22 protein-coding genes are annotated in these 19,477 nt (G+C 72.6%); 12 read left to right on the top strand and 10 right to left on the bottom strand.

Annotated features, from left to right (window positions below; genetic code table 11):
* The first annotated feature begins 226 nt into the window (after positions 1 to 226).
* From ACZ518_RS30030 to ACZ518_RS30020, 3 genes are read left to right on the top strand one after another with little or no spacing between them, the layout of a single operon-like run.
* A complete protein-coding gene (locus ACZ518_RS30030) occupies positions 227 to 421 on the top strand; it encodes a hypothetical protein (RefSeq protein WP_469116227.1) in 195 nt (64 codons plus the stop codon).
* Positions 422 to 456: 35 nt separating this feature from the next.
* On the top strand, positions 457 to 798 hold the full coding sequence (locus ACZ518_RS30025) for a PIN domain-containing protein (RefSeq protein WP_469116226.1): 342 nt from the start codon (positions 457 to 459) through the stop codon (positions 796 to 798).
* 54 nt (positions 799 to 852) lie between these two features.
* Complete coding sequence (locus ACZ518_RS30020) at positions 853 to 1,557, top strand: transmembrane-type terpene cyclase (RefSeq protein ID WP_469116225.1); 705 nt, start codon at positions 853 to 855, stop codon at positions 1,555 to 1,557.
* On the opposite strand, the gene ACZ518_RS30015 is transcribed toward ACZ518_RS30020, so the two are convergent.
* Genes ACZ518_RS30015 through ACZ518_RS30005 form a run of 3 tightly spaced genes read right to left on the bottom strand, consistent with a single transcriptional unit; the run spans position 1,529 to position 4,475 of the window.
* Positions 1,529 to 2,416, bottom strand: coding sequence for a L,D-transpeptidase family protein (locus ACZ518_RS30015; RefSeq protein ID WP_469116155.1), 888 nt, complete (start codon positions 2,414 to 2,416; stop codon positions 1,529 to 1,531). The genes ACZ518_RS30020 and ACZ518_RS30015 overlap by 29 nt on opposite strands.
* A gap of 23 nt (positions 2,417 to 2,439) precedes the next feature.
* Positions 2,440 to 3,783: a sensor histidine kinase gene (locus ACZ518_RS30010; RefSeq protein ID WP_469116154.1), complete on the bottom strand. Its 1,344-nt coding sequence runs from the start codon at positions 3,781 to 3,783 to the stop codon at positions 2,440 to 2,442.
* Positions 3,780 to 4,475 (bottom strand): response regulator transcription factor, encoded by a 696-nt coding sequence (locus tag ACZ518_RS30005; RefSeq protein ID WP_469116153.1) that lies wholly within the window; start codon positions 4,473 to 4,475, stop codon positions 3,780 to 3,782. Before ACZ518_RS30005 ends, ACZ518_RS30010 begins: the two co-directional genes overlap by 4 nt.
* A 90-nt stretch (positions 4,476 to 4,565) precedes the next feature.
* On the opposite strand from ACZ518_RS30005, the gene ACZ518_RS30000 reads away from it, so the two are divergent.
* From ACZ518_RS30000 to ACZ518_RS29985, 4 genes are read left to right on the top strand one after another with little or no spacing between them, the layout of a single operon-like run.
* Positions 4,566 to 5,063 carry a hypothetical protein gene (locus ACZ518_RS30000; protein WP_469116152.1) on the top strand — a complete coding sequence of 166 codons (498 nt, stop codon included), beginning with the start codon at positions 4,566 to 4,568 and terminating at the stop codon, positions 5,061 to 5,063.
* Positions 5,048 to 6,226, top strand: coding sequence for an efflux RND transporter periplasmic adaptor subunit (locus tag ACZ518_RS29995; RefSeq protein ID WP_469116151.1), 1,179 nt, complete (start codon positions 5,048 to 5,050; stop codon positions 6,224 to 6,226). Before ACZ518_RS30000 ends, ACZ518_RS29995 begins: the two co-directional genes overlap by 16 nt.
* Positions 6,223 to 6,921: an ABC transporter ATP-binding protein gene (locus ACZ518_RS29990; RefSeq protein ID WP_469116150.1), complete on the top strand. Its 699-nt coding sequence runs from the start codon at positions 6,223 to 6,225 to the stop codon at positions 6,919 to 6,921. Before ACZ518_RS29995 ends, ACZ518_RS29990 begins: the two co-directional genes overlap by 4 nt.
* Complete coding sequence (locus ACZ518_RS29985; RefSeq protein WP_469116149.1) at positions 6,921 to 8,135, top strand: ABC transporter permease; 1,215 nt, start codon at positions 6,921 to 6,923, stop codon at positions 8,133 to 8,135. The genes ACZ518_RS29990 and ACZ518_RS29985 overlap by 1 nt, the downstream gene beginning before the upstream one ends.
* 25 nt (positions 8,136 to 8,160) lie before the next feature.
* Here the strand turns inward: ACZ518_RS29985 and ACZ518_RS29980 are convergent, their stop codons facing one another.
* A complete protein-coding gene (locus tag ACZ518_RS29980) occupies positions 8,161 to 10,017 on the bottom strand; it encodes a caspase family protein (RefSeq protein WP_469116148.1) in 1,857 nt (618 codons plus the stop codon).
* Positions 10,014 to 10,397 carry an effector-associated constant component EACC1 gene (locus ACZ518_RS29975; protein WP_469116147.1) on the bottom strand — a complete coding sequence of 128 codons (384 nt, stop codon included), beginning with the start codon at positions 10,395 to 10,397 and terminating at the stop codon, positions 10,014 to 10,016. Before ACZ518_RS29975 ends, ACZ518_RS29980 begins: the two co-directional genes overlap by 4 nt.
* Before the next feature lie 213 nt (positions 10,398 to 10,610).
* Here ACZ518_RS29975 and ACZ518_RS29970 point away from each other — a divergent pair, with 213 nt between their 5' ends.
* Together ACZ518_RS29970 and ACZ518_RS29965 are read left to right on the top strand one after the other, a co-directional pair.
* Positions 10,611 to 11,051 (top strand): NUDIX hydrolase, encoded by a 441-nt coding sequence (locus tag ACZ518_RS29970; RefSeq protein WP_362473102.1) that lies wholly within the window; start codon positions 10,611 to 10,613, stop codon positions 11,049 to 11,051.
* A 204-nt stretch (positions 11,052 to 11,255) separates the two neighbouring features.
* The gene (locus ACZ518_RS29965; protein ID WP_469116146.1) at positions 11,256 to 12,161 is read left to right on the top strand and encodes a hypothetical protein; all 906 of its coding nucleotides are present in this window, start codon (positions 11,256 to 11,258) and stop codon (positions 12,159 to 12,161) included.
* Between the two features lie 7 nt (positions 12,162 to 12,168).
* Here ACZ518_RS29965 and ACZ518_RS29960 read toward each other — a convergent pair whose 3' ends face one another.
* Complete coding sequence (locus tag ACZ518_RS29960) at positions 12,169 to 13,089, bottom strand: EamA family transporter (protein WP_469116145.1); 921 nt, start codon at positions 13,087 to 13,089, stop codon at positions 12,169 to 12,171.
* Positions 13,090 to 13,158: 69 nt separating this feature from the next.
* Here ACZ518_RS29960 and ACZ518_RS29955 point away from each other — a divergent pair, with 69 nt between their 5' ends.
* Positions 13,159 to 14,037: a LysR family transcriptional regulator gene (locus tag ACZ518_RS29955; protein ID WP_469116144.1), complete on the top strand. Its 879-nt coding sequence runs from the start codon at positions 13,159 to 13,161 to the stop codon at positions 14,035 to 14,037.
* Between the two features lie 126 nt (positions 14,038 to 14,163).
* Here ACZ518_RS29955 and ACZ518_RS29950 read toward each other — a convergent pair whose 3' ends face one another.
* Positions 14,164 to 15,003: a trypsin-like serine peptidase gene (locus tag ACZ518_RS29950; protein ID WP_469116143.1), complete on the bottom strand. Its 840-nt coding sequence runs from the start codon at positions 15,001 to 15,003 to the stop codon at positions 14,164 to 14,166.
* A 620-nt stretch (positions 15,004 to 15,623) separates the two neighbouring features.
* Here ACZ518_RS29950 and ACZ518_RS29945 point away from each other — a divergent pair.
* Entirely contained in the window at positions 15,624 to 15,971 is a 348-nt protein-coding gene (locus ACZ518_RS29945; protein ID WP_469116142.1) for a hypothetical protein, read from the top strand.
* Here the strand turns inward: ACZ518_RS29945 and ACZ518_RS29940 are convergent.
* From ACZ518_RS29940 to ACZ518_RS29930, 3 genes are all read right to left on the bottom strand, one after another.
* Positions 15,947 to 16,564 (bottom strand): class I SAM-dependent methyltransferase, encoded by a 618-nt coding sequence (locus tag ACZ518_RS29940; protein ID WP_469116141.1) that lies wholly within the window; start codon positions 16,562 to 16,564, stop codon positions 15,947 to 15,949. The genes ACZ518_RS29945 and ACZ518_RS29940 overlap by 25 nt on opposite strands.
* 503 nt (positions 16,565 to 17,067) lie before the next feature.
* Positions 17,068 to 17,310, bottom strand: a complete 243-nt coding sequence (locus ACZ518_RS29935; RefSeq protein WP_468477097.1) for a DUF397 domain-containing protein — start codon at positions 17,308 to 17,310, stop codon at positions 17,068 to 17,070.
* Positions 17,307 to 18,152, bottom strand: a complete 846-nt coding sequence (locus ACZ518_RS29930; protein ID WP_469116140.1) for a helix-turn-helix domain-containing protein — start codon at positions 18,150 to 18,152, stop codon at positions 17,307 to 17,309. Before ACZ518_RS29930 ends, ACZ518_RS29935 begins: the two co-directional genes overlap by 4 nt.
* Positions 18,153 to 18,363: 211 nt before the next feature.
* On the opposite strand from ACZ518_RS29930, the gene ACZ518_RS29925 reads away from it, so the two are divergent.
* The gene (locus ACZ518_RS29925) at positions 18,364 to 19,467 is read left to right on the top strand and encodes an alpha/beta fold hydrolase (RefSeq protein WP_469116139.1); all 1,104 of its coding nucleotides are present in this window, start codon (positions 18,364 to 18,366) and stop codon (positions 19,465 to 19,467) included.
* Positions 19,468 to 19,477: the final 10 nt, after the last annotated feature.

The raw sequence follows: 19,477 nt of genomic DNA, 5'->3' as shown, positions 1-19,477 counted from the left end.
GGCCCGCCTCGCCTTCGTGTGCCGATTCGTCGTGCGGTGCCGGGCCATCGTCGTAGCTGACGGTGCGTCAGGCAAGAGGGGCGGGATACGCCCGACCGGGTGAGCGCCGGTGAATACGGGTACGGGTACGGGTACGCACCCGTATGTTGCGGGAAGGGGAAGGAGCACGACGATGCCCGACGCCAACATCCGGATCCCCGAGGAAGCCAAGGACTGACTCGCCGCCATAGCGGCCGCCGAAGGACTTTCGCTCCGCGCCTACCTGGCCCGCCTGGCCGAGACCCTGCTCACCCCGGCCGAACGCGCCGAACGCGCTCGCGTCCTGCTGGGCGACTGGAACGGCTACGCGCCGACGGCAGCCGAACAGCACGAGCTGGACAGCGAGCTGGACCGCCGCCTCCACGGGGCGAGGCCGAGGTGACCGAACCCGTGCACATCGTCCTGGACAAGACGGCGATGACCGCCGCCGGCCAGGGAAACGTCCTGGCCTCGCGCCTCATCCACCGCGCCCACGCCGAGCCCGGCTGGTTCCTCTACGCCCCGTCCTGCGCGCTGGTCGAAGCCGACCGGACCCGGCCCGGTACGGCGGAACACCTCGCGGCTCTGCCCGGCGTAGTCGTCCTCGACTTGGACCTGCCCGCCGCACTGGCCCTCGCCCGGAAGGAGACCTGGGCCGCCGCCCACTGCCTTTGCGCCGCCCAGCCCACCCCCGACCGGCCCGACGGCGCGATCGTCGCGACCACGGATCCGAAGTGGTGGGCCGGCGAGCCCGTCCGGATCCTCGACCTCAACCCATAGCCCGGGGGCTGTCCGGGGCGGCCGCGCAGCGCCTAGGGTGCGCGCGTGGAACTGATGCTGACGCTCATCAGCGGGGTCGCCTGGACCGTCGTGTACGTCGAGGCCGTGCGGGTCGGGCTGCGGGACCGGACGTACGCCGTGCCCGCCGCCGCGCTCGCGCTGAACTTCGCCTGGGAGGTCGTCCACGCCTTCGACGACGTCCGTACCGGGCTCTCCCCGCAGGGCGTGGTCAACGTGGTGTGGGCCGTCGCCGACGCCGTGATCCTCTACACCTACCTGCGCCACGGCCGGGCCGGGCTGCCCGCCTTCGTCACCCGGCCGCTGTTCGCCGCCTGGAGCACGCTCCTCCTCGGCACCGGCTTCGCCGTGCAGCTGCTGTTCGTCGCGCACTTCGGGACGCACGACGCCAGCCGCTACTCGGCGTTCCTGCAGAACCTGCTGATGTCCGGCCTGTTCATCGGCATGTACGCCGCCCGGCGCGGCCCGCGCGGGCAGTCGCTGCTCATCGCGGTCGCCAAATGGCTCGGCACCCTCGCGCCGACCGTGCTGTTCGGGGTGATGGAGCGCAACGGCTTCGTGCTCGGGCTGGGCGTGCTGTGCTGCGTCTTCGACCTCGTCTACATCGGGCTGCTGGTGCTGCGGCCCGCCGTCGGCCCCGGTGTCGGCGTCGGCCCGGGCGCCGGTCCCGGCGTCGGTCCCGATGTCGGTCCCGGCGTCGATCCGGGCGCGGTCAGAACCCCGCCGGGCCCATCGCGATGACCGGCTTCGCCGCCGGGTCCAGGGTGCGCAGCAGCTGCTCCATCGCCTCCCTGGGGAGGCCCACGCAGCCCTGGGAGGGGCCGTCGTGGTCCACGTGGAGCCAGATGTTGCCGCCCTTGTCCTCGCCCTCCGGCATGCCCGGGTCGAGCGGGGAGACCCCCTTGCGGCGGTTGTAGTCGATCGCCACGACGTAGTCGAAGGAGCCGTCCAGGGACTCGCCGTTCACGCCCCGGCCCGACGGGACGAAGCCGCGGTCCTGGTCGTACGGGAGTTTCGTGCCGGGCGGGGCCGACAGCAGGCCGCCCGCGTCGGTGAGGGAGAACACGCCCTGCGGGGAGGTCAGGTCCCCGTACTCGCGCTCGCGCTCGGCGGACCAGCCCTTGGCGCCGTTGCGGGCGGGCCAGTGCCCGGCCGCGGTCCAGTCCTTGCCCGCGGCGGTGCGGGTGAAGAAGGTGACGGTGGAGTCCGAGGAGTCCTTCGCCTTGCCGGTGACGAGCACGAGCTGGCGCGCGCCCGCCGGGATCCGGGCGCGGGTCGCCGCGCTGAGGGTGTCCGGGAGGCCCTGGAGGGCGTCCGCGCGGGGGGTGCCGCGCGCGGCGTGGCCCGGGGCGCCGCCCTGCGGCTGCGGCTGCTGCTCGGGGGCCGGGCCCTGGGTCTGCGGGCGGGCGTCCGAACGGGCCGCCGGGACGGGCGCGCCGGGCTGTTCGTGCAGGGCGTGCAGCCAGACGGCGGCGAAGGTCAGCAGGCCGAGAGCGGCCACGGCGATCAGCGCCTTCGGCGGGCGCCCCGGGTAAACGGAACGCCGGCGGTCGGCCGTACGGGCGCGGGAGCGGGAGCGGGCTCGGGCGTGCTTGCTCATCCACACGAAGGTACATCAGGTGATCATCGTTCCCCGCGAACGGCGGTCTCCGGCGCATCGTGCGGCGCGGGAAAGCGGACGCTGACGGTCAGCCCGCCGTCGGGCGCTGGATTGGCCTCGGCGAACAGCGTCGCGCCGTGCGCCCGGGCGATGGAGGCGACGATGGAGAGGCCGAGTCCGGCGCCCTCACCCGCGGTGTGCCGCCGTTCCGCGCGGCGGCGGAAGGGTTCCAGCAGGCGGGGGACGTCGCCGGGCTCGATCAGCGGGCCGGTGTTGGACACGGTCAGCACCCCGTCGGCGGAGGTCGCCACGCGCACCCGGCCGCCGGGGCGGTTGTGGCGCACGGCGTTGGCGAGGAGGTTGCGCACCAGATGGCCGAGGAGGGTGGCGTCGCCGGTCACCGTCAGCGGCGCGAGTTCCCGTACGACGGTCGGGGCGGGGGCGGGCTGCGGGTGCCGGGGGCTCGTAAGCGGAACCTCGGCCGGGGCCGGGGGCGGGGCCGGGGGCGGGGCCGGGGCCGGGGCCGGGGCAGGGGATTCCCCGGAGGGCACGGCCGCCGTCAGTTCCGCAGCCGTCAGGGCCGCCAGTTCCACCGGCTGCGACGACTCCAGCCCCTCCTCCGACACGGCGAGCAGCAGCAGCGATTCCACGAGGTGCTCGCTGGAGTCGGCCACCGCGATCAGCCGTTCCCGGATCCGCGCCACCTTCGCCGGCCCCGGCTCCCCCGCCAGCCCGATCTCGGCGGCGGCCCGCTGCACGGCGAGCGGCGTGCGCAGCTCGTGCGCGGCGTTGGCGGCGAACCGGCGCTGGGCCCCCACCAGGTCCTGGATCCGGTCGAGCATCCCGTCGAAGGTGTCGGCCAGCCGCTTGAGCTCGCCGGGCGGGGCCTGGAGCCCGATCCGTTCGTGCAGGTTCGCGCCCGAGAGGCGCCGGGCCGTCTCGGTGATCACCCCGACGGGGCGCAGCACGCGGCCCGCCATCCACCAGGCGAGCCAGACCGACAGGACGGCGAAGAGGGCGAGGGCGACGAGGGAGACCAGGGTCAGCTCCTGCAGGGCGGCCCGGGCGGCGGCGTCGGAGAGGTTCTGGGTGACCCGCCACTGCTCGATCTGCTCCGGGGTGGGTGCCGTGCCGGGCGGGAGTCTGTGCGCGGGCTCGAAGCTGCGGCCGGAGGGGACGGGCGTGACCCCGTCCGAGTGGACGGGCAGGCCGGGCATGACGGTGGTCACGGCCCCGTTGACGCGGGAGTAGAGGCCGGTGCGCAGCAGTACGTTGACCAGCGCGACCAGGCCGCCGCCCGCGAGGAGCAGCAGCGCACCGTACAGCGCGGTGAGACGGGTGCGCTCGGAACGGAGCACTGATCTCATCGCGGACCGCTGCTCTGGGCGGGGCCCGCGGGCCCGGCCGCGATGCGGTAGCCCTCCCCCGGCACCGTCTCGATCAGCGGCGGCTCGCCCAGCTTGGCGCGCAGCTTGCTCAGCGTGACCCGGACGGCGTTGGTGCGGTAGCCGGTGTCCTCCTCCCACACCCGCTCGATCAGGTCGTCGCTGCTCAGCACCGCCCCCTCGGCCCGCAGCAGCGCCTCCAGCACGGCGAACTCCTTGCGCGACAGGGCGAGCCGGTGCCCGTCGCGGGAGGCGGCGCGGCGCGCGGTGTCCAGGGCGATCCCGGCCCGCTCCAGCACCGGCGGCAGTGCCGGGTGGGCGCGCCGGCCGAGCGCCAGGACGCGGGCGAGGAGCTCGTCGTAGGCGAAGGGCTTGGTGAGGTAGTCGTCGGCGCCCAGGCCCAGGCCCTCCACCCGGTCCCGCACGGTCCCGGAGGCGGTCAGCATCAGCACCCGGGTCAGCAGCCGCTCCCGTACGACCTGCCGGCACACCTCGTCGCCGTGCAGTCCGGGCAGGTCCCGGTCGAGGACGAGGACGTCGTACTCGCCCAGGCGCAGCCGGCGCAGCGCCTCCGGCCCGTCGCCGGCCTCGTCGACGGCCAGCGCGTCGCGGCGCAGCCCCTCGGCGATCATCTCCCGCAGGAACTCCTCGTCCTCCACCACCAGAACTCGCATGCCGTCCTCTCTACAGGAGGAGCACATTTCGCCGTTGTAAGCGGACTGCGAGAGGGAAGCGAAACACCGGTTTCGCGCACGCTCGGCCCCATGAAGCGATCCCTGACCCTGACCATGACCATGGCCGCGGCCCTCACCGGGCTGGCCCTCTCCGTCACCGCCTGCACGAACAGCGGCACTCCGGACGGCGGCAAGGAAAGCTCCGCGAACGGGGGAGGCGGCGGGAACGGCGGCGGGGCCGACGCCGACAACGCCGTGAAGATGCGCCAGTGCCTGCGCGAGCACGGGATAGACGCCCCCGACCCCAAGCCGGGCCAGAACCCCAACGGCATGACGGTCGGCGGCGGCGCGGACCCGCAGAAGATGGAGGAGGCCATGAAGGCCTGCGGCATGCGCACCCCCGGCTCCGGGGAGGGCCCGACGCAGGAGCAGAAGGACAAGGAGCTGCGCTGGGTCCGCTGCATGCGCGAGAACGGCGTGGACCTCAAGGACCCCGAGTACAGCGGCGGCATGAAGAGCGGCATCGAGGTCCCCAAGGGGCAGGAGAAGGCCTTCGAGGAGGCCCAGAAGAAGTGCGAAGCGGCCTGATGGGGGCCAGGCGGCGCGGAACGTGGCTGGTGGGCGCCCTGGCGGCCGTACTCGCGGTCTCGGGCGGCGGCTACGCCGTCCTCGCGCAGTCCCCGCAGGACGGCGGCCGGCGGCAGGACGCGGCCGGCGCGCTGCCGCCGGAGACGGCCCCGGTGACGCGCGGCGACCTCGCCTCGGGCCTCCAGGTGGACGGCACCCTCGGCTACGCGCAGGAGCGCAGGCTGAGTGCGCCCGGGCCGGGGGTCCTGACCTGGATCGCGGCCGAGGGGTCGGCGGTGGAGCGGGACGGGAGGCTCTTCGAGGTCAACGGGAAGGCGGTGCGGCTGATGTACGGGGCGGTGCCGATGTACCGGGCGCTGAAGGCCGGGGACAAGGGCGAGGACGTCCGGCAGCTGAAGCGGAACCTGATCGCCCTCGGGTACGGGACGGGGCTGGACGCGCAGGACGGCACCTTCACGGCCGGTACGGCGGCGGCGGTCAAGCGCTGGCAGAAGGCGCACAAGGCGCCGGAGACGGGCGAGGTGGCGCGGGAGGACATCGCCTTCGCCTCGGGCCCGCAGCGGGTGAAGCGGACGGAGGCGGCGCTCGGCGACGAGCCGGGGCCGGGCAAGCCGGTGCTGACGGTGACCGGTACCGAGCGGATCGTCCGCTTCCAGCTGGACGCGGCGAAGGCCGGGACCGCCAGGACCGGGGACAAGGTGACGGTACGGCTGCCGGGCGGCGGGAGCGCGACCGGGAAGGTCGACTCGGTGGGCGGCACGGCGGGCACGGACGAGCAGAACGGCGGCGCGGGCGGATCCGGCGGATCCGGCGGCGGGTCAGGCGGCGGGGGCGGGTCAGGCGGCGGAGGCGGGGGCGGGGGCGGGGGCGACAAGAAGGCCAAGGTGGACGTGAGCGTCGTCTTCGACGACCCCGGCGCGGTCAAGGGCCCCGAACAGTCCCCCGTGTCGGTGGAGCTGACCGGCGAGACCCGTACCGGAGTGCTCTCCGTACCGGTGAACGCGCTGCTCGCGCTGCCCGGCGGCGGCTTCGGCGTCCAGGTCGTCGAGAACGGCAGGGCCCGCGAGGTCAAGGTCGAGCTCGGGATGTTCGGCAAGGGCCGCGTCGAGGTCAGCGGCGGCGGGCTCGCGGAGGGCATGCGGGTGGGGGTGCCCAAGCTGTGAGGCGGCACGCGCATCCGGTGGTCGAACTGGCCGGGGTCACCAAGGAGTACCCGGGCGGGGTCACGGCCCTGCGCGGGGTCGGCCTGACCGTCCTGAGCGGGGAACTCCTCGCCATCGTCGGCCCGTCCGGGTCCGGGAAGTCCACCCTGCTGCACATCGTCGGCACCCTGGACCGGCCGAGCGCCGGCACCGTGCGGATCGCCGGCCACGACGTCGCGGCGCTGTCCGACCGTTCGCTGTCGGCGCTGCGCTCGCGCCACATCGGCTTCGTGTTCCAGTCCTTCCACCTGGTGCCGGGCCTCAGCGCCCGGGCGAACGTCGCCGAGGGACTGCTGTACTCCGGGCTCCCGCGGGCCGAGCGCGGCCGCCGGGCGGCGCGGGCGCTGGAGCGGGTCGGGCTCGGCGACCGGATGGACCACCGGCCCCACGAGCTGTCGGGCGGGCAGAAACAGCGGGTGGCCATCGCCCGGGCGGTGGCGGGGGAACCGGACCTGCTGCTCGCCGACGAACCGACGGGGGCGCTGGACACGGCGTCGGGCCGGTCGGTGATGGAGCTGCTGCATGAGCTGAACGAGGACGGGGCCACCATCGCCGTGATCACCCACGACAGCGAGATCGCGTCGAGCCTGCCCCGGCAGGTGCGCATCCGCGACGGCGAGGTCGTCGAGGACACCGGCCTGGCGGGGGCCGCGTGATGGGCGGCCGTACGAAGGACCGTACGCGGCTCCGGCCGCCCGGGCTCACTCCGCGCGACGTCCTGCACGCCGGGTCGGCGGGGCTGCGCTCCCGGCCGGTGCGGGTGTTCCTGTCGGCCCTCGGGATCGCGATCGGCATCGCGACGATGATCGCGGTGGTCGGCATCTCCTCCTCCAGCCAGGCCAAGCTGCTGCGGGAGCTCGACAAGCTGGGTACGAACATGCTGGTGGCCACCCCGGCCCCCGCCATGTTCTCGGGACAGGACACCAAACTCCCGAAGGAGGCCCCGGGGATGGTCTCGCGCATCGCGGGGGTCGAGTCGGTCGGGACCACGGGCGACGTCGGGGAGTCCGTCCGCCGCTCGGAGAACATCCCGAAGGAGGAGACCGGCGGCATCGCGCTCAAGGCCGCCAAGGACGACCTGCTGGGCACCCTGCGCGCCTCCGTGGCCCGGGGCGGCTGGCTGAACGCCGCCACCGCCCGCTACCCGTCGGTGGTGCTCGGACACGTCTCGGCGCGCCGGCTGGGCATCACGGAACCGGGGCAGCAAGTGTTCATCGGCGGACGCCACTTCACGGTCGTCGGCATCCTCGCGCCCGTCCCGCTGGCCCCGGAGATCGAGCGCTCGGCCCTGGTCGGCTGGGAGGCGGCCGAACGGCTGCTGGGCTTCGACGGCCACCCGACGGCGGTCTACGAACGCTCGGCGGACGACCGGGTGGCCGCCGTCCGCTCCCTGATGGCGCAGACGGCCAACCCCCGTGCCCCGAGCGCGGTTTCGGTGACCGACCCCTCGGCCGCGCTCCAGGCGAAGGCGGCCACGGAGGGCGCGTTCAGCACCCTCCTGCTCGGCCTGGGCGGCATCGCCCTCCTGGTGGGCGGGGTCGGCGTCGCCAACACCATGATCATCTCGGTGCTGGAGCGCCGCCACGAGATCGGCCTGCGCCGCTCGCTCGGCGCCACGAAGGGGCAGATCCGGATCCAGTTCGTCACCGAGTCCCTGCTCCTGTCCGGCCTCGGGGGCCTGGCGGGCATCGCCCTCGGCGGGGCGGCGACGGGCGTCTACGCCCGGGCCGGCGACCTGCCCTGGGTGGTCCCGCCGTGGGCGGTCACCGGCGGCTTCGCGGCCACCCTGGCCATCGGCACCCTGGCGGGCCTCTACCCCGCGGTCCGCGCGGCCCGCCTCAGCCCGACCCTGGCACTCCAGGCGGCGTAGGGGGCGGGGCCGGGAGGGCGCGGGGTCACCGCAGGGAGACGAGGACCAGGAAGGCGGCGGCGAGGAGAAGGCCCAGGAACATCGTGACGCGGGCCACGGGCACCATGACCGCGACCGATTTCATCACGGCCCTCGCGGCCGGACCGGGCTGAGGCTCCTTCGCGGCGACGACCGCGACAGCGGCTCTGGCGCGCCCTCCGAGGACCAGGGCGCCGGCCGCGGCGAGAACCGCGATCAGGGCGTTCACCCCCATGATCGAGATGTTGGGCGCGGTCGCCTCGACCGCTTTCCCGAAGGCGGTCCCGCGCCCCGTTTCCGCGGAGATGTCCGACATCGCGAAGAGGGTCGAGCTGATGCTCTGCACGACGCACACCACGGAGACGACGCCTGCCGCCAGGATGCAAGCGGACAGGGCGAGAGCACGCTTCACGTCCGTCCTCCTGGCAGGCGGCGACGGCCGTGCGCCGTGGGGAGCCCCTGCGGCCTGCGAAGTGGGGACACCAGGCACGGTCCGCACGAAGTGCGGAGGCGGTGCGGGATCTGGAGGTGATGCGGGGGCCGGAGGCGGCGCGGGGTCCGGAGGCGGCTCAGGGTGCTGCTGTTCCGGTGGCGGCGGGGCCACACGCTCCGGCGTTATCTCGGCATCGACCGGCAGCCTGGTCTCACCCGCGGCTCCCTTCACCACGATGCCTCCGCTCAGCCGGCCCGCCCGTGCGGTGTCGACCGAGACGTCCAGGCCGCCGTCCGCAGTCTTCACGACGCTGATGCGGTCGTCGTCCGGGGACGCGTCACACTGCCGGGCAAGGGGCAGGCCCGTCAGCCGCACCTCCAAGTGCGGCGACGGGGAGCCCTGGGTCAGTTCACCGAAGTCCAGCGTGGACGGTTCCGGGCTCAGCGCGACGGTTTCCAGGGCGGCCTTGGCTTCGTCGGAGACCCATTGGATCTCCCGGTGCGCCATCTCGGCCAGCGCCTGCCGCGCGCCCTCCGCCTTCTCCAGGTGGGGGCTCGCCATACGGGTGCGAAGCTCCGCGATGGCTCCCCGCCGGGTGAAGACGTTCGGGCTCGAGATGGCTTCCTGCAAGTCCTCCGGCAGGGGTCCCGGCCTGATCCTCTTCCGGCCGCTGTGCGACAGGTACAGATCGCCCTGAAGATTGACGGTACGACCGGGCGTCTGATGCGGGTTCTCCTGCCGCACCCGGCCGTACACGTACTCGTAGAGCTCGTCGAGCGACACCAGACCGTCCTCGTCACGATCGGCCTCGCCCGTGGTGAGGCCGTTCACCAGTGCACCGGTGAATACCGACGGCCGAGGGATGCTGAACTCCCCGCTGAGCTTGGGGCCTTCGAAGGCGTACTCCATGGAGTTGGACGCGGTGATCACCGCCCAGCCGCGGCCACCGCCGAGCTGCTTGCCCGAGAAGGCTTCGAGGACGTGCACTTCCTCGCCCGCCCGCATGGTCATGCCCCGGGTGAAGGCACCGCCGTAGCAGCAGTCGAGGAAGAGCACCATGTTCCGCGCCCGGCTGCCCACCATGCACCTGCGGACGAAGTCGGACGACACCGCGGTCGAGATCAGTCGGCCCGGCACCGTGTCGGTCGCCGCGAAGAACAGCTCTCCCGACTCGCTCTTCAGACCGTGGCATGAGAAGTGCACGATCGCCGAGTCGCCGGGCCCTCGCTCGGCGAAGAAGTCGTCGATCTTCCTCTCTATTGCATGCCGCGGCTCGTTCCTGGCCACTTGTACGTCGAAATCCCCGATTCTGGGGTCGGAGAGGGCGGTCGCGAGAGCCATCGCGTCCTCGGCGGGGGACACCAACTTCTTGAGTCCAGGATTCTCGTAATCATCGTTGGCGATGATCAGGGCATAGCGCGAGTCGTTCACGGGGCGGCCTCGCGTGTGGAGTGCCGGGTGACGAAGAGATCGAACGACCTGTCGAGCTGGGTCGACGACGCCTCGGAGATCTCCAGCACGTCACCGTCCATTTCCAGGCGGATGGTCGGACGGCTTCGGCTTCGCCGCCACCAGTCCATGACTGCGGAAAGAACCTCACGGAGGATCGTGGCGGAAGGTCCAAGACCGACGAGCAGCGCTCCGACCTCGGCAGCCGCCCCCCGCGCACCGGCAGGAGCATCACCGCCCGGGACGGTTGTTACTTCGTCAACTTCCAGTTGGAGCAGATCCTGCCGCAGGACGCCGGCCAGCCCCTCCAGCCGCTCGGCTTCCGCTCCTTCTTCGGAAAGGAAAATCTGCAGGGAGGTCACCGGGTTTACCCCCTCTCGGGGAAGGGGAGCGGTGCTATTCACTTCCAGTGTGACCCTGCTCCAGGCGCCCCGGCAACCGACACCGGCCCGCATCGGCCGCCACCCATTACGACGCGACGACGAGGAACGAGGAACGAGAAGGCGCCTTGGCGACAGGCACGGCACATCACCGACCCCTCCCGCCCGAGCAGCACACCGACTTACCCTGATCTGATGAGAACTCCGCGTCAGGCAGCCCGCATTGTCGTCCTCTCCCCCAGCGGATCGGTGTTCCTGTTCCGCGAGAACAACGTAGAAGTCGGAATCCACTGGCTGCCCCCGGGCGGCGGGATCGACCCGGGCGAGACCCCGGAGGAGTGCGTGCGGCGCGAGCTGCGCGAGGAGACCGGCTGGACCGACCTGGAGCCGCAGCGGCTGCTGTGCACCTGGGAGCACGACTTCACCCACCAGGGCATCCCGGTCCGCCAGCACGAGCACATCTACGTCACCACCGGCCCCCACCGCGAGCCGGTGCTCGAAGAACCCGGCATCCACTGGCAGTGGCTCTCCCCGGAACGCCTGGCCGGCCTCGGCGAACCCCTCTGGCCCCCGCGCCTCCCGGAGCTCCTCGCCCGCACCCCCGCCGAACCGGTCCACCTGGGACTGATCGCCTGACGCCGGCGCCGAGATGCGGGGCGGCCGGTCGCGGCGCAGCATGAACGGGGACGTCCGGGCAGCAGCGACGGCCGATGCCGCGGGGGCGGGGAAGGAACCGGCCGGTCCGCGCGTACACGCGTCCCCCTCCGGACCGCACCGCAGCGGCGCGCCCCCCTCCGGGGCCGACCGCCCGCGCCCCCGTGTCAGGAAAGGGAGCACCCCATGAGGAAATCCCTGGTGGCCGCACTCGCCACCGTCACGTCCGCGACGGCCGTCCTGCTGGCCGGCCCGGTCACGCCCGCGAGTGCCGCGTCCGCGTACTGCAACCAGTCGACGCCGAACAACTCGATCCTGTTCTACAAGGCGAGCACCGGCGAAGCCGGAACCGGCACGCTCACCGGCGGCCGCTGGCAGTACAAGGGGGCGCTGCGCCTCCCGGCCGGCTACACGCACGCGGCGGCCAGCCGCGATTCCCTGGTGCTCTACAACAAGGACACCGGCGCCGGCGAGACCGGCACCTTCACGAACGGCAGGTACACCCGCAAGGAGACCTACGACGACTTCTCCACGGGCTGGACCTTCGTCGAGGCGTCCGGCGACTCCGTGCTCTTCTACAAGAACGACGGCCAGGGCGCCACGGGCACCCTCAAGGGCGGCCTGTACCGGGAGTCCCGCGTCTCCGACGACTTCAGTTCGGGCTGGGGGACCATGGCCGCCTCCTGCGACACCCTGGTCGCGGCGGCCCGGCACGGTTCGACCGACTTCCCCTGGAGCAACGTGGGTTACGGGACCCTCTCCGGCGGCGTCTACACCGACAAGGGCAGCATCCCGCGGGACGACTTCCTCGGGGAGCTGACCGCGACCAAGGACTCCGTGCTGTCGTGGGCGAGGGCCCGCGGCCGGCTCGAGCACCGGGTGTCCAAGGCTTCCGGCGGCGGCGGCATCGCCTTCCGCCAGATCGGCACCAGCGGTATCTGGGACAAGGTGGGCCGGACCTCCGACAGCCTGTTCTTCTACAAGAACGACGGCACCGCCTGGACCTCGACGCTCGTGAACGGCAAGTACACCAACGTCGGCCCGCTCCCCCGGGTCTCCTCGGGGTGGACCCTGATCGAGGGCGGCGTGTAGGCCCTCGTCAGCCGCGCCGCCGGCCCGTGCGCACCGCGCCCGCGCTCGCCGTCACGACGAGCGCGATCGCGGCGCACTGGACCGGGGACAGCCCCTGGTCCAGCACCAGGTAGCCGGCCACCGCCGCCACGGCGGGGGACAGACTGGCGAGTACCGCGAAGGTGGCCGCGGGCAGCCTGCGCAGGGCGAGCAGCTCCAGGGTGTACGGCACCCCCGAGCTCATCACCGCGATCGCCAGGCCCAGGGCGAGCACGCCCGGCTCCAGCAGGGCCGTGCCCGCCGATCCGATGCCGAGCGGCAGGCTGACCAGGGCGGCGACGGCCATCGCGATCGCGAGGCCGTCCAGGCGCGGGAAACGGGCGCCCGCCCGGGCGTTGAGGACGATGTACGCCGCCCACATCGCGCCGGCGCCCAGCGCGAACGCCACCCCCGCCGCGCCGAGTCCGGTGAAGCCGCCCCGGCCCAGCAGGAACACCCCGGCCAGCGCGAGCGCGGCCCACAGCAGGCTCGCCGCGCGCCGCGAGGCCACCACCGACAGCAGCAGCGGCCCGAGCACCTCGAAGGCGACCGCGGCGCCCAGCGGGATGCGGTCGACGGCCTGGTAGAAGAGCAGGTTCATGCCGCCGAGGGCCAGGCCGAAGCCGACGGCCACCGCCCAGTCGCCGCGCGAGTACCCGCGCAGCCGGGGCCGGGCGACGGCCAGCAGCAGCACCGCGGCGAAGGCCACCCGCAGCGCGACCGTCCCCAGGGCCCCGGCCCGGGGGAACAGCAGCGCCGCGAAGGCCGACCCGAACTGGACCGACAGCGTCCCGGCCAGCACCAGCCCGACACCGCCGAGGGTGCCGCGGCCGGCGGGGTGGCGGAGGAGACGCGCCGAGGTGATGGAGGTCGTGGAGGGCGTGGAGGTGGCGGAGGACGTGGAGGTCATGGGTTTCACGCTAGGAAGCGGGCCGCGCCGTGTGAAATGCCGAGTGGCGCGCGGTTATGCTCCCCAGGCATGACCATCGAGCTGCGGCACCTGCGCGCCTTCCTCGCCATCGCCGACGAGGGCAACGTCACCCGCGCCGCCGCCCGCCTCCACCTGAGCCAGCCCGCGCTGTCCCGCACCCTGCGCCGGCTGGAGGACCACCTCGGCACCCGCCTCGTCGACCGCTCCACCCACCACCTGGAGCTGACCGCGCAGGGCCGTACGTTCCGCGACAAGGCCCGCGCCGCCGTCGCCGCCGTGGACGCCGCCCTCGACCCCGGCGGGCTGCGGAGCTGGCCGCTGCGCCTCGGCCACACCTGGGCGGCACTCGGCGACCACACGATCCCGCTGCTGCGCCGCTGGGACGAGTCCCGCCCGGACGTCCCGCTGGAGCTGCTCCGCGTCGACGACCCCACGGCCGGCCTGACGCAGGGCAGGGTCGACGCGGCCCTGCTGCGCGGCGCCGTCACCGCGCCCGGGGTGCGCACGGCACTGCTGCTGGAGGAGGAGCGGGTGGTGGTCATGCCGGCGGACAGCCCGCTGGCCGCACTCCCCCGCGTCACCCTGGCCGACCTGACGGCCCGCCCCATCGCCCTGAACACCGTCTCCGGGACCACCACCCTGGACCTGTGGCCCGCGACGGTCCGGCCCGCGCCGGTGATCGAGGTGACCAACACCGACGAGTGGCTCATGGCCATCGCCGCCGGGCGCGCCCTGGGAGTCACCACCTCGGCGACCCCCAGCAACCACGCGCACCCGTCGCTGGTCTACCGCCCCCTGGCCGACGCCCCGCCGGTCCCCGTCGTCCTCGCCTGGCGCGAGGGCCCGGTCCACCCGGCCGTACCGGACCTGCTCGCGCTGGCGCGCGAGATCCTGGGCGGGGAGACGGGCCGGGACCTCAGGAGCTGACGTTGGCGCAGACGGCGTAGAAGTCACCCCTGACGTCGTGACCACAGTTGAGTCCCGAGACCGGCGCGCCGGACGCAGGGGCGACGCGCCGGACGCCTCGCCCCTCCCCCTGTTCGGGCCCCCGGATCAGCGCTGGCCGGTGGCCCGCGCGTAGAGCTTGGCGGCGTAGTCGCCGAGCACCGTGCTCGTGGAGACGTCGTCCGTGTCCCCGCCGGTCAGAATTCCGATGATCTTCCCGTCGCGGCCGATCCAGGCGCTGCCGCTGGTACCGCCCGGGAAGTCGGAGCAGTCGAAGCGCTGCTCCCGCTCGCCGGTGCGGACGGCGACCGCCGTGCAGGTACGCGGAACCTTGCGGTCGGCGGGGTAACCCGTCACCGTGACCTCCTCGCCCGCGCGGCCGGACGTGTCCAGGGGCGCGCCGCCGGTGACGGCCTCGACGGTGCGGCCCTTGTCGTCGGGGGCGAGGCGGGCGAAGGCGAGGTCGTAGTCGTCGTCGGTGCCCTCGGCCCAGCGCTCGTCCTCGAAGACCTCCTCGATCTTCCACACGCCGTACGGGGCCGTGCCGTTCACGTACCCGGGGGCGAAGACGGCACCCGTGCCGCCCGTCTGCTTGCCCTCCATCAGGCAGTGGCCGGCGGTGACGATCATGTTCTTGCCGGGGCTGCGCACGACGGTGGCGGTGCAGAAGTGCTCGCCGTCCAGGCCGCCGGTGAAGAGGGCGCCGGTGAACGCGACGGGCCCGCCGGGCTGGGGGCTCGCGGCGGCCGGCGGAGGCGTGGCGAGCTGCGGCTTGGACACCTGCGCCCGCGACGCCCCGGTCGGCGACGCCGAGGGCAGCGCCGACTTGGCCCGCACCGGAGCAGCCGCCTCCGGCGGCGGCGCCAACTCGGCCACCGCCGCAGATGCGCCCAGCGCCGCCAACCCGCACAGCACCGCCGTCACCACGGACCGCTTGTCCACCGCCATGATCCCTCCCGCTTAGCCCTGGCGAGCATGCCCCGCGGGCATGCCAAGGTGCAAGGCCGGAGCGCTGGGCAGGACCGGGTTGGCGGGATTCAGCATGGCCGAATCACAGCTGGTTTGGGGGTTTCCCGTCAGTCCCATCGTCCTTCCGGTTCGGGCCGGTCCCTCAAGGGCGCTCCCTTCGGTCGCGTCGCTACGCGATCGCCTTCGGCGACCCTTGACCGACCGACCCGCCCCGGAAAGCCGAAAGACTGCCGGGAAGCCCCCAAAAGAACGGTCACGGGGCAGGAGAGCAGGGGCGGCCGTGTCAGCGATGAGGCGACGGGGCCGGGCCTTGGCCGGCCGGGCATCCGGGCCCGTGGATGCCGGATTCGGGGCCGGGGGCCCGACTAGGTGCACGAGAGGCTGATCAGAGCGACCTGCGGCGCCCCCAGGCGCAGCAAATCGCTACGCGCTCCTCATTTCTCGGCGTCCGGCGACCGTCCGGGGCTGATACCCGCACCAGAGGTCGATCAGAGCGCTGTGGGAAGCGCGTGGGCGCGACAGATCGCTACGCGCTCCTGTCGTCTCGGCGGCTGGCGGCCGTCTTGGGCTGATGGCCGCCCCCGGAGGACAATGGGGACGTGAGCGGGAAGTACGCGGACCTGGACGGCGTCCTGGGCATCGGGCAGGACGCCGAGGGGCTGGTGTTCTACGTCCGCATCACTGCGGGCGAGCTCAGCGACGACCGGGGCGGGAAGGCCTTCGACCACATCCAGGTCATCCTCTTCCAGACGGCCGCGCCGGGCCGGCCGGAGGACGCGAACGACATGTTCGAGACCGACAACCTGGACGACCTGGCCGCCGAGCTCCGTCGCGGCGTCCTCGACTGGTACGGAGACCGCCTGGCGTTCCGCCTCCCCACCCCCGCAGAACGCGACGCGATCCACGCCGCCACCGGCTGGCCTCAGGTACCGCCGAAGCCGAGATAGGTCCAGGACACCCCGGGCCGTCCGTGCGGGTCCTCGCGCTCCGCGAGGTGGAGGAGGTCCAGCCCGCATTTCCGGGCGAGGCCGACGGTCTCCTGCGCGGAAACGGCGAACATCCGCCGGCCGGCCGGGACCGGTCCGTGGCGCAGCGAGAGCAGCACTCGGCCCCCACCCTCCAGCAGGTCGGCGAGCCGCGCCATGGCAGCGACCCGCTCCCCTTCGTCCAGGTGCATCCAGACCGCCGTCAGGAGGATCAGGTCGAAGCGGCGCGCCCCCAGTCCCGGCAGCTCGGGGAGTGCGTCATCGACCCACTCGATCTCCCGCTCGGCGTGAATGCCCCGTCCCAGCTCGCGCAGTTCCCGAGTCGGTTCCGCAGCCACCACCCGGTGCCCTCGTGCCGCCAGCGCCGCCGCGTCCCGCCCGCTGCCCGCCCCGACGTCCAGGACCGAGCTCGGCCGGGAGGGAAACAGGTGCAGGACCTCACGGTGCACCTCCTCGAAGGTCACGCTCTCGTACTGCTCGGCCAGCACATCGGCCGCCTCGCCATATCCGGCCGCGCTGGCCAACACCCGCCCACCGACAGTCATATCGTCCATGGCAACGGACCCTATGCCGCTCCAGATCAACCTCCGGTGCGGGTATCAGCCACAGACGGCCGCCGGACGCCGAGACGCGAGGAGCGCGTAGCGATCTGGCGCGCCTGTCGGCTCCCCGGGCTGCTCTGTTCGTCCTCTGGAGCGGGTATCAGCCCCGGACGGTCGCCGGACGCCGAGACATGAGGAGCGCGTAGCGATTTGACGCGCCTGTCGGCTCCCCGGCTCGCCCTGATCGACCTTTGGTGCAGGTAGCCGGCCCCCGGCCCCTCGTCTCAGCGCTGACACGGCCGCCCCTCCAACTGTGGACCGTGCCGTTCTTTTGGGGGTTTCCCGGCAGTCTTTCGGCTTTCCGGGGCGGGACGGCCTGTCAAGGGTCGCCGAAGGCGATCACGAAGTGACGCGACCGCAGGGAGCGCCCTTGACAGGCCGGCCCGACACGGAAGGACGATGGGACTGACGGGAAACCCCCATACCTTCTCTGAGACCGTCCGGCCCGAACCCCGTCAGCCCGTGACGCCGCCGAGGAAGGCCACCCAGGCCGCAGGGGCCAGGGCCAGCTCGGGTCCGGCCGTCACCTTGGAGTCCCGGACGTGGACGGCCTGCGGGCAGGTGGCCACCTCGACACAGTTGTCGCCGTCCGTGCCGCTGTACGTCGACTTGTGCCAGGAGAGGGCTACTTCGACGCAGTTGTCGCCGTCGTTGCTGCTGTAGCTGCTCTTGAACCAGTGCAGATCGACATTGCTCATAGCGTCCCTCGCGTTCTCTCCAACAGGCCCAGCGAATCAGCCGGATTGAGAGCCTGCGAACGCAGTTTGGCATACCGCTGCTGGATGATGCTGACCTCTTTGGGGTCCGAGATGAGCACCCCGGTGCGTTGCCCTTCGCTGTAGCCGAACCACTGGTGGTCAGGGGTCTCCAGAAGGCTGACGGGGCCGTCGAGACCTGCGTGATCCGTCTGATCGCGAGGCATGATCTGGACGGTGAGATTACGCGATCGGGCCATCTCCAGGATGTGGTCGATCTGCTCACACATGACCATCGGTCCGCCGAAGCAGCGGTCCAGGACCGATTGCTCGATGACGAAGCTGAACGAGGAGTTGGGCAGGCCGGACAGTATGTGCTGACGCCCCAGGCGGCCGACGACCTGAGCCTCGACCTGCTCGTCCCGCAAGGGCGGCACTCGCTCGGCGAAGGTGTTCCGCGCATACCCCTCCGTCTGCAACAACCCCGGCACCATCCGGCACTCGTACGTGTACAGGCTCAGCGCCGTCGGCTCCAGCAGTGCCCACTTGCGGAACCACGACGCCACCCGCCTCGGCCGTGTCAGGTACTGGGCCGCGCCCTTCACCGCCCCGAAGCAGTCGAGCTGCTCCTCGACCAGCTCCACCAGCCGTTCACTCGGGTAGCGGCGGGCCTGCTCCACCGAAGCGATGTACTGCGCGGAGTAGCCGATCAGCTCACCCAGGCCCTCCTGGGTCAGGCGGGCGCGTTTTCGGAAGGCCTTCAGGACCGCCGCGAAGCTGCGGAGGGTCCCGTTCGGGTCCTCGAAGCCCTCTTCCTCTTCGGTCTCACAGTCGGCGTCGTTCACACGCTCCACCTCCGACACCCCCAACTCACGCACCTCCGCGCCATGTTCAGGGCAGCCCATCCCCCCGGACCAGTACCTCCACCCGTACAACACCCCCAGTAGCAGCAACCCGGTCGAATGCGACCACCCGCGATCACCAACGGCCTTTACAAGCCCCCGTTTTCACGTAAGCTCCCCCTCAACAGCCAAACAGTGTCCGGGGGAAACAGTAATGCCGATCATCGCTCTCACCACCACCGCCATCACCGCCGCCGCCCTCAGCGCCCCCCTCGCCGCCCTCCTCACCCACCGCGCGTTCCGCCGGGCCGCCAACGCGCGCCTGATGCGGATCGAGACGCCGAACGGCATCGACGAGCAGGGGTTCGTCCGGATCGGCGGGATCGACCAGTGGATCTCCATCCGGGGCGAGGACCGGGCGAACCCGGTGCTGCTGGAGATCCACGGCGGTCCCGGTGCGGCCAACTCCCCCTACGGCGCCCGCACCCGGTCCTGGGAGCGGCACTTCACCCTCGTCCGGTGGGACATGCGCGGCGCCGGCCTCACCTTCGCCAACGGCGGCGCGCCCGCCCAGGGCGGGGAGGCCACCTTCGAGCAGCTCTACGCGGACGCCCTGGAGGTCACCCACCACGTCCGCGAGCGCCTCGGCGCCGACCGGGTCGTGCTCCTCCCCAGCTCCTTCGGCACGGTCTTCGGGCTCCGCCTGGCCCGCAACCACCCCGAGCTCTACTCGGCGTACGTCGGCACCGACCAGAACGTCCTGGAGGCGGGCCGGGACACCTCCGCGTACGACGCCACCCTGGACCGGCTCCGAGCGGCCGGCAAGACCAAGGACCTCGCGACGATCGAGGCCATGGGACCGGACCCGCGCCGCTGGACCACGAAGCAGCGGACGGCGTACGACAAGCTGTGCGCGGGCAGCGACCCGCTGACGCTGGACACCGTGAAGAAGGTGGTTCTGGGTTCGATGTGGCTGTCTCCGCTGTACTCCTTCAAGCGGATCGCGGCGTACTTCAAGGCTCAGGGCTTCTCGGAGTCCGTCACCCCCGGCTCCCACGACATCGACGTCTGGGCCGACGGGACCACCTTCCGCATCCCGTTCTTCGTCTTCCAGGGCGCCCACGACGTGATCACCCCGGCAGCCCGCGCGAAGGCCTACTTCGACGCGGTCGAGGCCCCCGTCAAGGCGTTCGAGCTGATCGAGGACGCGAGCCACTTCGCGGCGCTGCGCCGCCCGGAGCGCTTCCTGGAGCTCCTCCTGACCCACGTCCGCCCGGCCGTGACGGGCGCTCCCGTCGGCGCCCGCACCACCGCCTGACCGCCGGGTG

It is taken from the genome of Streptomyces sp. NPDC033966 (genome assembly GCF_055575955.1).
The sequence above is the reverse complement of the archived record's forward strand: the minus strand, read 5'-3'. Positions and strand labels throughout refer to the sequence as shown.